Source organism: Marinobacter daqiaonensis (assembly GCF_900115285.1).
Lineage (GTDB): Bacteria > Pseudomonadota > Gammaproteobacteria > Pseudomonadales > Oleiphilaceae > Marinobacter > Marinobacter daqiaonensis.
Window position 1 is genome coordinate 1,188,280 of the sequence record NZ_FOYW01000001.1, and the last position, 12,445, is coordinate 1,200,724.

Annotated in this window: 10 protein-coding genes; 7 read left to right on the top strand and 3 right to left on the bottom strand. The window is 59.6% G+C overall.

Annotated features, from left to right (window positions below; translation table 11 throughout):
- Window positions 1–91: 91 nt before the first annotated feature.
- The gene (locus BM346_RS05470; protein WP_092009578.1) at window positions 92–1,132 is read right to left on the bottom strand and encodes a rod shape-determining protein; all 1,041 of its coding nucleotides are present in this window, start codon (window positions 1,130–1,132) and stop codon (window positions 92–94) included.
- 195 nt (window positions 1,133–1,327) lie between these two features.
- On the opposite strand from BM346_RS05470, the gene gatC reads away from it, so the two are divergent.
- Genes gatC through gatB form a run of 3 tightly spaced genes read left to right on the top strand, consistent with a single transcriptional unit; the run spans window position 1,328 to window position 4,558 of the window.
- On the top strand, window positions 1,328–1,615 hold the full coding sequence (gatC, locus tag BM346_RS05475; protein WP_092009580.1) for an Asp-tRNA(Asn)/Glu-tRNA(Gln) amidotransferase subunit GatC: 288 nt from the start codon (window positions 1,328–1,330) through the stop codon (window positions 1,613–1,615).
- A gap of 26 nt (window positions 1,616–1,641) precedes the next feature.
- A complete protein-coding gene (gatA, locus tag BM346_RS05480; protein WP_092009582.1) occupies window positions 1,642–3,087 on the top strand; it encodes an Asp-tRNA(Asn)/Glu-tRNA(Gln) amidotransferase subunit GatA in 1,446 nt (481 codons plus the stop codon).
- 22 nt (window positions 3,088–3,109) lie between these two features.
- Entirely contained in the window at window positions 3,110–4,558 is a 1,449-nt protein-coding gene (gene gatB, locus BM346_RS05485) for an Asp-tRNA(Asn)/Glu-tRNA(Gln) amidotransferase subunit GatB (RefSeq protein WP_092009584.1), read from the top strand.
- A 531-nt stretch (window positions 4,559–5,089) separates the two neighbouring features.
- Here the strand turns inward: gatB and rimO are convergent.
- A complete protein-coding gene (rimO, locus tag BM346_RS05490; protein WP_092009586.1) occupies window positions 5,090–6,430 on the bottom strand; it encodes a 30S ribosomal protein S12 methylthiotransferase RimO in 1,341 nt (446 codons plus the stop codon).
- A 448-nt stretch (window positions 6,431–6,878) separates the two neighbouring features.
- On the opposite strand from rimO, the gene BM346_RS05495 reads away from it, so the two are divergent.
- The 4 genes from BM346_RS05495 to BM346_RS05510 all read left to right on the top strand — a co-directional run bounded on the left by BM346_RS05495 (window position 6,879) and on the right by BM346_RS05510 (window position 11,599).
- Entirely contained in the window at window positions 6,879–7,331 is a 453-nt protein-coding gene (locus BM346_RS05495) for a PilZ domain-containing protein (RefSeq protein WP_092009588.1), read from the top strand.
- Between the two features lie 201 nt (window positions 7,332–7,532).
- On the top strand, window positions 7,533–8,441 hold the full coding sequence (cysD, locus tag BM346_RS05500) for a sulfate adenylyltransferase subunit CysD (RefSeq protein WP_092009591.1): 909 nt from the start codon (window positions 7,533–7,535) through the stop codon (window positions 8,439–8,441).
- Window position 8,442: 1 nt separating this feature from the next.
- Window positions 8,443–10,101, top strand: coding sequence for a sulfate adenylyltransferase subunit CysN (cysN, locus tag BM346_RS05505; protein WP_092009593.1), 1,659 nt, complete (start codon window positions 8,443–8,445; stop codon window positions 10,099–10,101).
- 481 nt (window positions 10,102–10,582) lie between these two features.
- Entirely contained in the window at window positions 10,583–11,599 is a 1,017-nt protein-coding gene (locus BM346_RS05510; protein ID WP_092009595.1) for a nucleoid-associated protein, read from the top strand.
- Window positions 11,600–11,735: 136 nt separating this feature from the next.
- Here BM346_RS05510 and trmH read toward each other — a convergent pair whose 3' ends face one another.
- Window positions 11,736–12,443, bottom strand: coding sequence for a tRNA (guanosine(18)-2'-O)-methyltransferase TrmH (gene trmH / locus BM346_RS05515; protein WP_092009597.1), 708 nt, complete (start codon window positions 12,441–12,443; stop codon window positions 11,736–11,738).
- Between the last annotated feature and the right edge of the window lie 2 nt (window positions 12,444–12,445).

Consider the following 12,445-nt stretch of genomic DNA (forward strand, 5'->3'; position numbering starts at 1 on the left):
CCTCCTGCCCCGAGAACACAAACGCCGCTGAGGTTTCCCTCCAGCGGCGGTTTCGGGGTCGAGAGCCTCAGGCCGAACCCGGCTGCCATGGTCACCCCTCCTGGGAGAACATACCGATGCCGCCACGATCGATGACTTCCAGGGCCTTGCCGCCGCCACGGGCAACACAGGTCAGGGGGTCTTCCGCGATGATCACCGGCAGGCCGGTTTCCTCGCTGATCAGCTTGTCCAGGCCACGGAGCAGTGCGCCGCCGCCCGTGAGGACAATACCTCTTTCGGCGATGTCCGAGGCCAGCTCAGGGGGCGACTGCTCAAGGGCGCTCTTGACGGTCTGGACGATCTGGGCCAGGGATTCCTGAAGGGCGTCCAGGATCTCTTCGCTGTTGAGAGTAAAGGCCCGGGGCACACCTTCCGCCAGGTTACGGCCTCGGACATCGATCTCGCGAACCTCGACGCCCTCGTAGGCACAGCCAATCTCGTGCTTGATGCGCTCCGCGGTGGAATCGCCGATCAGGCTGCCGTAGTTTCGACGCACGTAGGTGACGATGGCTTCGTCAAACTTGTCGCCACCCACGCGGACGGATTCCGCGTAGACGATGCCATTAAGGGAAATGATGGCGATTTCGGTGGTGCCGCCGCCGATGTCCACGATCATCGAGCCGCTGGCTTCCTCCACCGGGAGGCCGGCACCAATGGCGGCCGCCATGGGCTCCTCGATCAGGAAGACTTCCCGGGCGCCGGCGCCCAGGGCGGATTCCCGAATGGCCTTTTTCTCCACCTGGGTGGATTTGCTGGGCACACATACCAGAACCCGGGGGCTTGGAGTGATAAAGCTGTTCTCATGCACTTTGTGGATGAAGTGCTGGAGCATCTTCTCGGTGACCACGAAGTCGGCGATGACACCGTCCTTCAGAGGGCGGATGGCGGTGATATTACCCGGCGTCCGGCCCAGCATGCGCTTGGCCTCCGTGCCCACAGCAGCCACCATCTTCTGGGCGTTGTTGGTGCGGATTGCCACCACCGAAGGCTCATTCAGTACGATCCCCCGATCACGGACATAGATTAGGGTATTGGCAGTACCAAGATCGATTGAGAGATCGCTTGAGAAGAGGCCTCGGATACGTTTCAACATTCGCGTTATTTCAACCTGAGAAATGCAGTAGGGAAATGATGCCGCAACTTTAGCAGTGAGCACCCCCACAGGCAAGGCATGATCCTTGCGATTACGCGCTGTTACAGGGCCGTCAGGGTACTGCCCCCATACCGGAATCTGTTACCATAGGGGTTTTTCATGTTAACGAGATTTCACGGACCTCGGAGGCCATACGTGACCATTTCCCGCACGGACATAGAAAAAGTCGCGGTGCTTGCCCGTATCCAGGTGGATGAGGCGCAGGTTTCGGCACTGGAAAATGACCTGGGCAACATCCTCGACCTGGTGGACCAGCTCAGCGCCGCCGATACCGATTCGGTCGAGCCCCTCGCCCACCCCCTGGACGCGGTGCAACGCCTGCGTCCCGACGAGGTCACCGAATCCGATCAGCGGGAAGCCTTCCAGGCCATCGCTCCGGCCACTGAAAACGGGCTGTACCTTGTACCCCGCGTCATCGAGTGATCTGATCCGCGACTCCAGGAATCATCATGCATAACAAATCCGTAGCAGAACTCTCCAGAGAACTGGAAAGCGGCGCGATCTCCAGCGTCGAGTTGACCCGGCAGCTCCTAGACCGCATCAAGCGGGAGGACGGCGCCTATAACAGCTTTATCACCGTAACCGAGGAAGAGGCCCTGGCGGACGCCAAAGCGGCGGACGAACAGCGCGCCACCGGCAAAGCCACTCCCTGGACCGGCGTCCCCTTCGCCCACAAGGACATCTTCTGCACCCGGGGCGTGCGCACCACCTGTGGCTCGAAGATGCTGGAGAATTTCGTTCCGCCCTACGACGCCACAGTCACCGCGAATTTCCGACGGGCCGGCGCGGTCTGCCTGGGCAAGACCAATATGGACGAGTTCGCCATGGGTTCGTCCACCGAATCCAGTTATTTCGGCGCCACCACCAACCCCTGGGGCGAACAGCGGGTGCCCGGCGGCTCCTCGGGCGGGTCGGCGGCTGCGGTCGCTGCGCGCCTGGTACCGGCGGCGACCGCCACCGATACCGGTGGTTCCATCCGCCAGCCGGCGGCCCTGTGCGGCATCACCGGCCTCAAGCCCACCTACGGCCGTGTGTCCCGCTACGGGATGATTGCCTTCGCCTCCAGCCTGGACCAGGGCGGCACCATGGCCCGCACCGCCGAAGACAACGCCATGATGCTGAATGTGATGGCCGGTTTCGACCCGAACGATTCCACGTCGGTCGATCGCATCGTGCCGGACTACACCGCCAGCCTGGATGAACCACTTAAAGGCCTCAGGATCGGCCTGCCGAAGGAGTACTTCAGTGACCAGCTCAGCCCGGCCATGGAGGAGCAGGTCCGTAACGCGGTGAGAGAGTACGAAAAGCTGGGCGCCACCGTAAAGGAGGTGTCGCTGCCCGATGCCAGGCTTGCGATTGCCGCCTATTACGTGATCGCGCCAGCGGAAGCGTCCGCCAACCTGTCCCGATTCGACGGTGTTCGCTACGGCTACCGGTGTGAGGATCCGAAAGACCTGATGGATCTGTACACCCGTACCCGGGCCGAGGGCTTCGGGGACGAGGTGAAGCGCCGTATCCTGGTGGGCACCTACGCCCTGTCCGCCGGTTATTTTGACGCTTACTACCTCAAGGCCCAGAAGGTCCGGCGTCTCATCCAGCAGGATTTCATCAGTGCCTTCCGTGAAGTAGACGTATTGATGAGCCCCACCTCGCCCTCGCCGGCGTTCCGGCAGGGGGAGAAGACGAACGATCCCGTGACCATGTACCTGGAGGACATCTTCACCATCGCGGTGAATCTGGCGGGCGTACCCGCCATGTCGGTACCCGCCGGCTTTGTCGACGGCCTGCCCGTCGGCCTCCAGATCATCGGGGACTATTTCTCCGAGGCCCGGCTGCTCAATGCCGCCCATCAGTTCCAGCAGGTGACCGACTGGCACCAGCGCGAGCCACAATAAGCCCGACAGAGGAGAGTCTTACATGCAATGGGATATCGTGATCGGGCTGGAAATCCACGTTCAGCTTGCCACCCGAACCAAGATCTTTTCCGGCTCCAGCACCGCCTACGGCGCCGAGCCCAACACCCAGGCCAACGCGGTTGATCTGGCCATGCCGGGCACCCTGCCGGTGCCCAACGAACAGGCATTCCGTTACGCGGTCATGTTCGGCCTGGCGGTGAACGCCGAGATCGAGCGTCGCTCGGTGTTTGAAAGAAAGAATTACTTCTACCCGGACCTGCCCAAGGGCTACCAGACCACCCAGCTCGAGCGCCCGATCGTCGGGCCCGGCTACGTGGGTATTGATCTGGAAAATGGCGAAACCAAGCGGGTGCGCATTCACCATGCCCACCTTGAAGAAGATGCCGGCAAATCGCTCCATGAGGACTTCCATGGCATGACCGGGGTTGACCTGAACCGAGCGGGCACTCCGTTGATCGAGGTGGTGACCGAGCCGGACATGAACAATGCCGCCGAGGCGGTGGCCTTTGCCAGGAAGCTCCATGGCATTGTCACTTCACTCGGTATCTGCGACGGCGACATGTCTCAGGGTTCCATGCGTTTCGACGTCAACATTTCCCTGAAGCCCAAGGGGTCGGACAAGCTTGGCACCCGTACGGAAACCAAGAACCTGAACTCTTTCCGTTTCATGGAGCAGGCCATCGCCCATGAGGTGGAGCGGCAGATGGATATCCTGGAAGACGGCGGCACCATCACCCAGGAAACCCGCCTGTACAACGGCGACCGGGATGAGTCCCGCTCCATGCGGACCAAGGAGGAGGCCAACGACTACCGCTACTTCCCCTGCCCGGATCTGTTGCCGGTGGAGATTGATGAGGCTTTTATAGAAGAGGCCCGCGCCAGCCTTCCGGAACTGCCGGATGCCCGCAAGGCGCGCTTCATGGAGCAGTATGGCCTGAATGACTATGATGCAAGCCTGTTGGCGAGTGACTCCAGGCTGGCGGCGTTCTTTGAAGAGACGGTCAAGCATGGCAAGGACGCGAAGCTGGCGGCCAACTGGATCCAGGGCGAATTCTCGGCGCGCCTGAATGCCGAGGGCAAGTCCGTTGCCCAGTCGCCCGTTTCCGGCAAGCAGCTCGGGGATCTGGTGGTTCGGATTGCGGACAACACGATTTCTTCCGCCGGTGCCAAGAAGGTTTTTGAGGCGCTCTGGACCGGTGAGAATGATGATGTGGACGCCATTATCGAGGCAAAGGGCCTGAAGCAGGTTTCCGATACCGGGGAACTGGAGAAGATGGTGGACGAGGTTCTGGCCGAGATGCCGGATCAGGTTGCCCAGTATCAGCAGGAGGAAGACCCCAAGAAGCGGAAGAAGATGCTTGGTGGGTTTATGGGGCCCCTGATGAAGGCCTCCAAGGGTCAGGGTAACCCCAAGCTGTTTAATGAGATTCTTCAGAAGAAACTGGGGTAACTTTTGCGTTGGCCTTCCGGCCTGGTTGATCGACTGATTGGTGCGGGGACTGGGACCGGGGTGGTATCCCTTTTTCCGCTGCAATTCACGGCCCATCCTTGGGCCGACCTTGCCCCGCGCCATCCATGGCGCTGCTACAAAAGGGATACCACCCCACTCCCGGCCGAACGACTCAGATAACGCCGGCGAGGATGATAGACACAAGGATTAAAAGACAAACAGCGTTTAGCTATTACTGGATGCTGATAGGCACTTAGGAAGAAAGTATTGCTCGATTGCAGTACTAGCCCCCAACCTTGCCTGTAGAAGAAATGGTTTCGGGAGACGAGAAAAAACCAGGCACAGCCAACCAATTTACTCGTAGGCAGGGACAGTGTTCGCGGGGGCTTCGGGTTGGGGGGCTCTTTCGCAGCAGCGCCATGGATGGCGCGGTGCAAGGTCGGTCCAGGGAAGGACCGTGAATTGCAGCGGAGAAAGAGCCCCCCAGCCCGAAGCCCTTCCTCCAAACTACCAATCAAGCCCAATTGACGGTCAATCGGCCAAAATACCCCAGAGGTCATGCTCATCAGCATGCTCAACAACCACCCGAACAATCTGCCCGGGCTCCAACCCGGTCTCGTCATTCAGGTAGACCATGCCATCAATCTCAGGCGCATCCGCCTTGGACCGGCCAATGGCACCCTCCTCGTCGACCTCGTCAATCAGCACCTCAATGGTGGTGCCAATCTTGGCCTGAAGGCGGGCTGCTGAAATCTCGGCCTGCTTGGCCATGAACCGGGCCAGACGCTCTTCCTTCACTTCCTCCGGAACCGCACCTTCCAGCTCGTTGGCCTTCGCCCCTTCCACGGCGCTGTAGGTGAACGCACCGACCCGGTCCAGCTGGGCCTCCTCCAGCCAGTCCAGCAGGTACTGGAAATCCTCTTCCGTCTCGCCGGGGAAACCGACGATAAAGGTGGAGCGAATGGTCAGCTCCGGGCAGATCTCCCGCCAGCGGCGGATCCGCTCCAGGGTCTTGCTGTCGTGGGCGGGGCGCTTCATGGCCTTGAGGACACGGGGACTGGCATGCTGGAAGGGAATATCCAGATACGGCAGGATCTTGCCTTCCGCCATCAGCGGAATCACGTCGTCCACGTGGGGATAGGGGTAGACGTAATGCAGCCGAACCCAGACCCCGAGATCGCCCAGAGCCTCACACAACGATTGCATCTTGGTTTTCAGCGGCCGCCCCTGCCAGAAGCCTGTCCGGTACTTGGTATCGACGCCGTAGGCGGAGGTGTCCTGGGATATCACCAGCAGCTCCTTCACCCCGGCGTCCACCAGGCGCTGGGCCTCATCCATCACGTCACCGATGGGCCGGCTGACCAGGTCACCGCGCATGGAAGGAATAATGCAGAAGGTGCAACGATGATTGCAGCCTTCGGAAATCTTCAGGTAGGCGTAATGACGGGGCGTCAGCTTGATCCCCTGGGGCGGAACCAGGTCGGTGAACGGGTCGTGCACCTTTCTCGGAGGCACGTACTGATGCACCGCCCCCACCACCTCTTCATAGGCATGGGGACCTGAAACCGCCAGCACGCCGGGGTGGGTCTCACGGATTCTGTCCGCCTCGACGCCCATGCACCCGGTGACGATCACTTTGCCGTTTTCGTTGATGGCCTCGCCGATAGCGTCCAGCGATTCCTGCTTCGCCGCGTCTATAAAACCACAGGTGTTGACCACGACAATGTCCGCGTCTTCATAGGTCGGAACCACGTCGTAACCGTCCTGACGCAACTGAGTCAGGATCCGCTCGGAATCCACCAGGGCCTTGGGACAGCCGAGGCTGATAAATCCGACTTTACCACCGGAGGTGGCGGGAGCTTTTTCTGTCATCAGGAAACCGCTATCGTTGAATTTTTAACCGGCAGGGATTCTACAGGACGCCGCTGCTTACAAGAAGACTTGCGGGTAGGGGTTTAACGCAAACAGCCCCCTCAATGGCGAATCGTTGCAGATGTGACAGAAGTCCACCTGAAAACCACATAACATGACGCACGTCACGACGCCCCATCTTGCTGGTCACAATTCAACCAGTTAAAATTGGCCGCAATAAGAAAAACCAATATGAGTCCGAAGTTACGTGGCCATGTTGCGAGCCTCTGAAAAAGAGGCCTGGCACCGGTTGAATTGATCCAGCCGACAAGGAATCACCACACTCGATTTTGTAGTTCAGGGCGCAGGAGGCGCACCAGGGGCTTTTTCCGAGATTCGTCAATACACAGGGTAACGGCCCACTCAGCTTCGGCCACCGACGGGTAATCAGACCGAACAGGGTATGACAATGGGAAAGCCGCTAGACATTGAGTCCGGAAACGCGAAGCCACTGCGGGTAAAACCCCGCGCCGCGGAGCCCAACCTCAGAGACCAGCAACGGGTGGATGTGAAGCTGCCCGTAACCCTGAACCGGCCCGGCCAGGCCGTGATCGAATGCGAAATCTGCAACCTTTCCCGCTCAGGCATGCTGATCCGTTGTACCGGAAAAGTCACCGACGTCCTGATGCCGGGTCGACGAACCCCCGCCCCTGGCGACTGGATTGATGTAACCGCCCGCTTCGAGGTCCCCGTGATCGCCCGGCAGACCATCTCCCTCGCTGCACGGTGCCACATCGCCCACCTGCGACGCATAGCCCGGGACGAATTCCACCTTGGCATCCGTTTCGTGGACTTTGAGGGACGCGGCTTTGATTACGTCGACCAGTATGTTCATCGCCTTATGGCCGATCGAATCGTCTGAGCCAGAGCGTTTCCGGATCGGCAAACGGCACCTCACTATCCGCTATAACCACCATGCTTTCCTGCGCATATTGTTATAGCGGTAAACTCTATTAGCTCATCTTCTTATAAGTTCTCACCCCTGATATAGTAGCGCTTCTCTTGGAAAATCCTTTCTTTATCTGTTACTGGCCCTCTGGCCAAGCGCTCGGTGAGCTGAATTATGACCACGTACAACCTGACACATCTCAAGCAGCTGGAAGCTGAAAGCATCCACATCATTCGGGAGGTCGCCGCAGAGTTCGACAACCCGGTCATGCTCTACTCCGTTGGCAAGGATTCCGCTGTCATGCTGCACCTGGCGCGGAAGGCCTTTTACCCGGGCAAACTTCCTTTTCCCCTGTTGCACGTCGACACCACCTGGAAATTCCGGGAAATGATCGAGTTCCGCGACCGGAAAGCCAAGGAATACGGCCTCGACCTGATCGTGCACATCAACGAAGAAGGCGTGAAGCAGGGCGTGGGACCCTTCACCCATGGCAGTGCCAAGCACACTGACATCATGAAAACCCAGTCCCTGAAGCAGGCCCTGAACAAGTACAAGTTCGACGCTGCCTTTGGAGGGGCCCGCCGCGACGAGGAAAAGTCCCGCGCCAAGGAGCGCGTCTACTCCTTCCGGGACGAATACCATCGCTGGGACCCCAAGAATCAGCGCCCTGAGCTCTGGAACATCTACAACGGCAAGATCAACAAGGGCGAGAGCATCCGGGTATTCCCGCTGTCCAACTGGACAGAGCTGGATATCTGGCAATACATCTACCTTGAGAACATCGAGATCGTGCCACTGTACTATGCGGCCAAGCGCCCGGTCGTCGAGCGCGACGGCACGCTGATCATGGTGGACGACGACCGTATGCCGCTGAAGGAAGGCGAAACACCGATGATGAAGTCGGTCCGCTTCCGCACCCTCGGCTGTTACCCGCTGACCGGCGCCATTGAATCCGGGGCAGACACGCTGCCGGAGATCATCCAGGAAATGTTGCTGGCCACCAGCTCCGAGCGCCAGGGCCGCGTTATCGACCACGATTCGGCCGGGTCCATGGAACAGAAGAAGCGGGAAGGGTATTTCTAAAATGTCACACCAATCCGAACTGATTGCAGAAGATATTCAGGCCTACCTGAAGCAACACGAGAACAAGGAGCTGCTGCGCCTGCTGACCTGCGGCAGCGTGGATGACGGCAAGAGCACCCTCATCGGCCGCCTGCTCCATGACACCAAGATGATCTACGAAGATCATATGGCCAGCCTCAAGACCGACAGCGCCAAGATGGGCACCACCGGCGAGAAGCTGGACCTGGCCCTGCTGGTGGATGGCCTCCAGGCGGAGCGTGAACAGGGCATCACCATCGATGTTGCCTACCGGTACTTCTCCACCGACAAGCGCAAGTTCATCATTGCGGACACCCCGGGCCACGAGCAGTACACCCGGAACATGGCCACCGGTGCGTCCACCGCGCAGCTCGCGATCGTCATGATCGATGCCCGCTACGGCGTGCTGACCCAGACCCGTCGTCATTCCTACATCGCATCCCTGCTGGGTATCCGCCATGTGGTCGTGGCCATAAACAAGATGGACCTGGTGGATTTCAGCGAAGAGCGCTTCAACGAAATCAAGGACGACTACCTGTCGTTCGCCACCAAGCTTGGCCTGAAGGACATTCGGTTTGTGCCCATTTCCGCACTGGAAGGCGACAACGTGGTAAACCGGAGCGAGAGAAGCCCCTGGTTCACCGGTCAGCCGCTGATGGAAATTCTGGAAACGGTGGAGGTGTCCCGGGACAAGAACCTGGAGCATTTCCGCTTCCCGGTGCAGTACGTTACCCGTCCCAACCTGAACTTCCGTGGCTTCTGCGGCACCATCGCCTCCGGCGTGATCCGTCCGGGCGACAAGGTTATGGCCCTGCCCTCCCGACGTACCAGCTCCATCAAGGAAGTGGTCACCTTTGACGGCAATCTGGAGGAAGCCTACATCGATCAGGCCGTGACCCTGACCCTCAACGATGAGATCGACGTAAGTCGCGGGGACATGCTGGTCAAGGCCGAGGATGAGCCGGAAGTGGGTAACCGCTTCAATGCCCACATTGTCTGGATGACAGACTCGCCGCTGGAGACCGGTCGTCTCTACGACATCAAGCTGGGACCGACCTTCACGTCCGGTACGGTGAAAACGATCCATCACCAGACCGATGTGAATACGCTTGAACAGAACGCCAACCCCAGCCAGCTGGCCCTGAACGAGATTGGTCTGTGTGAGCTGACCCTGAGCCAGCCCATTGCCTTTGACGCCTACCAGCGCAACCATGCAACAGGCAGCTTCATTGTCATTGATCGCCTGAGCAACGTGACCGTGGGCGCTGGCATGGTGGCCAGTATCGCAGGTGGCGTGGAGTCTCTGGACCCGGTAACAACCGAAGAGCGCGAGCGCCGCCTGGCACAGAAGCCTGCGATCATTGCCTGTAATGGCAAGAAGGCCCCGGCCCTTGCCACGGCTGTAGAACGCGCGCTGTTCGACCAGGGCAAGACCACCGTGGTTCTCACCGAGACCAACGCCGGCACGGCGGACGACCGTCGTCGAACCGCCCAACTGCTTGCGGCCCACGGTCTGGTAGCCATTGCCGTCGATCTGGGTACAGACGTCGCCACCGTCACCACCTCGGCGGACACTGACGAGGAAATACCGGGCGCCGTGAGCGAACTGCTCCAGGGGCTGATCCGGGACAAGCGGCTTTAAAGACGATTTAGCCGCGGAATCCACGGAAGGACACGGAAGGAAAGACAAAGAAAAGATAAGCCACGGACGAGACGGACCAGCACGGACAAAGACAAAAGATCGTTTAAGCAGTAAATCTTTTGTCCGTGAAGTCCGTGTCGTCCGTGGCTAGTGTCCCGTTTGGTTAATTCGCTGATCCACTGCTTGCCGCTGGCGCCTCTGGCCAAGGCGCCAGTCCGAAGGTGTGGTGGTTCCACATCAAGGGCTGGCAACACAGGTCCAGAGGCGCCAGCGGCAAGCCCTTCGGGAGCTCCTGAAAGCCTTGATAGCTGTGTTGCGGTGTCTCGATTTGGAGCCACCAAACCTTCACCACCGCGCCTTGCTCTCAAGGCTTTCAGGGGCTCAGTGGATCAGCGAATTAACCAAACGGGACACTAGTTTTTATCTTTTATTTTTCCGTGTCTTCCGTGGATTCCGTGGCCAACAAAAGGATACCCCTCCCATGGCCATCAAACACCTCCGTGTCGCTTTCGCCAGTCAGTATCAGCCCGGTCAGCCGGCGCGAATGCAGGCGGGAGCTCCCCTGCAGGAGCCCGGTGGCGACTACGAGATGCTGCACAAGCAGATGAAGCGGCTGTTCAACAGCAAGCCCGGCAAGAAGTATGGACGCTTTTCCGAGGACATTGGCGAGAATCCCTTCAGCGCCTGGCTCAAGGACTATCTTGAGGACAAACAGACCTTCGCCTCCCTCACCGACCGCCTGTTCGGCCAGTGGCAGGAATTGCTCAATGGCGCTCAGGAAGAGTTTTCCGGCCACCTGATGCTGGTCCACGAAGCGCTCGCCGACGGCGAAGTGGCGTACCTGCTCATACTGGAAAGTGACAGTGCCCTGCGCTTCGACGGCAACCAGGCCCTGGACTCCACTGACGTTCTGAGCCTGTCACGGCTCAACCTGGCTGTACGTATTGAACTGGATGACTGGCTGAGCGGCAACACCAGTGAGAATTACCTCACCCTGGTACACGGCCGGGGTACCGGCGAAGCCGGTGAGCTCTTCATCCGTCTCTGCGGTTTCACAAACCAGGTGGATGTGGAAAAGGAAACCCTCACCTTCCTCGATGCGGTGGAAGCCTTTGCCAAAAGTTCCGAACCCGAGGAGGCCGGAAAGGTGCGCGCCCGGGCCTATGAGTTCTGCAAGGAGCAACACGCCCTGGGGGAGCCGGTGGAAATTTCTGCGCTGTCAGGCTATCTCGACGAGAGCCAGCCGGAACGCTTCCGGGAATTCGCCTCCCAGACGGCCGAAATGCCGGAGAGCGGTGTTCTTCATCCGGATCACCGCAAGGTCAAAAAACTGGTGCGTATCGCCGGCTCTGGCGGCGGCATGAGCGTTTCCTTTTCCTCGGACCTCGTCAACCAGGCGGTGTACTACGACCGGGATAAGGACGCACTCACTATCACCCGCCTGCCAAAGGCATTGCGGGAACAGTTGCAGCGGTATCTGGAAGACCGGAATGACTGAGTGACGGTTTCTGCCACGGAATCCGCGGAAGAACGCGGAAAATACAGACGACACGGACAAAGAGATTCAACTTCTTATGACCTTTCGTCATTGTGAGTTCGCGTCGCTGGTGGCCAAAACCGGTTTATTTTAGAGCTCAGGTCTCTGCCAGGTGCGGATGCCGCTGCCGGCGCACCTCCCGCATCCACGCTACCCCATCGACCAGCTCACCGGTTTCCGGATCGATCGGCGGGTATGGCAGGTTGCGGTCGTCGCAGTAGCGCTTGACGGTGGGCTGGCACCAGCGGAACAGCAGACGCATGTATTCGTCATCGGGCAGTCGGCGATGGTCGAACAGCCCGGCCAGTTTCCGCTGACGCTGGGCTTCGGCCAGAATGATGGCGCAGGCGGACGAGACGTTGAGGGACTCAACCATGCCCATCATCGGGATCACGATATGCTCATCTGCCTGATCCGAGGCGCTGGCACTGACACCATCCACTTCATTTCCCATGATAACGGTGCAGGGAACGGTGAAATCCACTTCCCGGTAATCGACCGCCCGGTCTGACAGCTGGGCCGCGTATAGCCTGTGGCCCTGGACCTTCAGTGTTGAAACGGCGTCATCCATCGAGGGATGGGTATGGGTGGTCACCCAGTTATAGCTGCCGCCGGCGGTCTTGCGAAAGGCGCGAAAGCCCTCCCGGGGCCACACCACGTGCATGCTGGCCAGACCAAAAGCATCGCAGGAACGGATGATCGCGGACAGGTTCCGGGGCTTGTGCACCTGGTCCGTCAGCACGCTGAGGTCGGGCTGGCGGGTGTCGAGGATATGCTTGATGCGGGCGAGACGCTCCGGGGTCATTT

Excerpts from the sequence above, each read along its gene's own strand:
- BM346_RS05470 (WP_092009578.1), bottom strand. The coding sequence starts at position 1,132 with ATGTTGAAACGTATCCGAGGCCTCTTCTCAAGCGATCTCTCAATCGAT.
- gatA (WP_092009582.1), top strand. The coding sequence starts at position 1,642 with ATGCATAACAAATCCGTAGCAGAACTCTCCAGAGAACTGGAAAGCGGC.
- gatB (WP_092009584.1), top strand. The coding sequence starts at position 3,110 with ATGCAATGGGATATCGTGATCGGGCTGGAAATCCACGTTCAGCTTGCC.
- rimO (WP_092009586.1), bottom strand. The coding sequence starts at position 6,430 with ATGACAGAAAAAGCTCCCGCCACCTCCGGTGGTAAAGTCGGATTTATC.
- BM346_RS05495 (WP_092009588.1), top strand. The coding sequence starts at position 6,879 with ATGGGAAAGCCGCTAGACATTGAGTCCGGAAACGCGAAGCCACTGCGG.
- cysD (WP_092009591.1), top strand. The coding sequence starts at position 7,533 with ATGACCACGTACAACCTGACACATCTCAAGCAGCTGGAAGCTGAAAGC.
- cysN (WP_092009593.1), top strand. The coding sequence starts at position 8,443 with ATGTCACACCAATCCGAACTGATTGCAGAAGATATTCAGGCCTACCTG.
- BM346_RS05510 (WP_092009595.1), top strand. The coding sequence starts at position 10,583 with ATGGCCATCAAACACCTCCGTGTCGCTTTCGCCAGTCAGTATCAGCCC.
- trmH (WP_092009597.1), bottom strand. The coding sequence starts at position 12,443 with ATGACCCCGGAGCGTCTCGCCCGCATCAAGCATATCCTCGACACCCGC.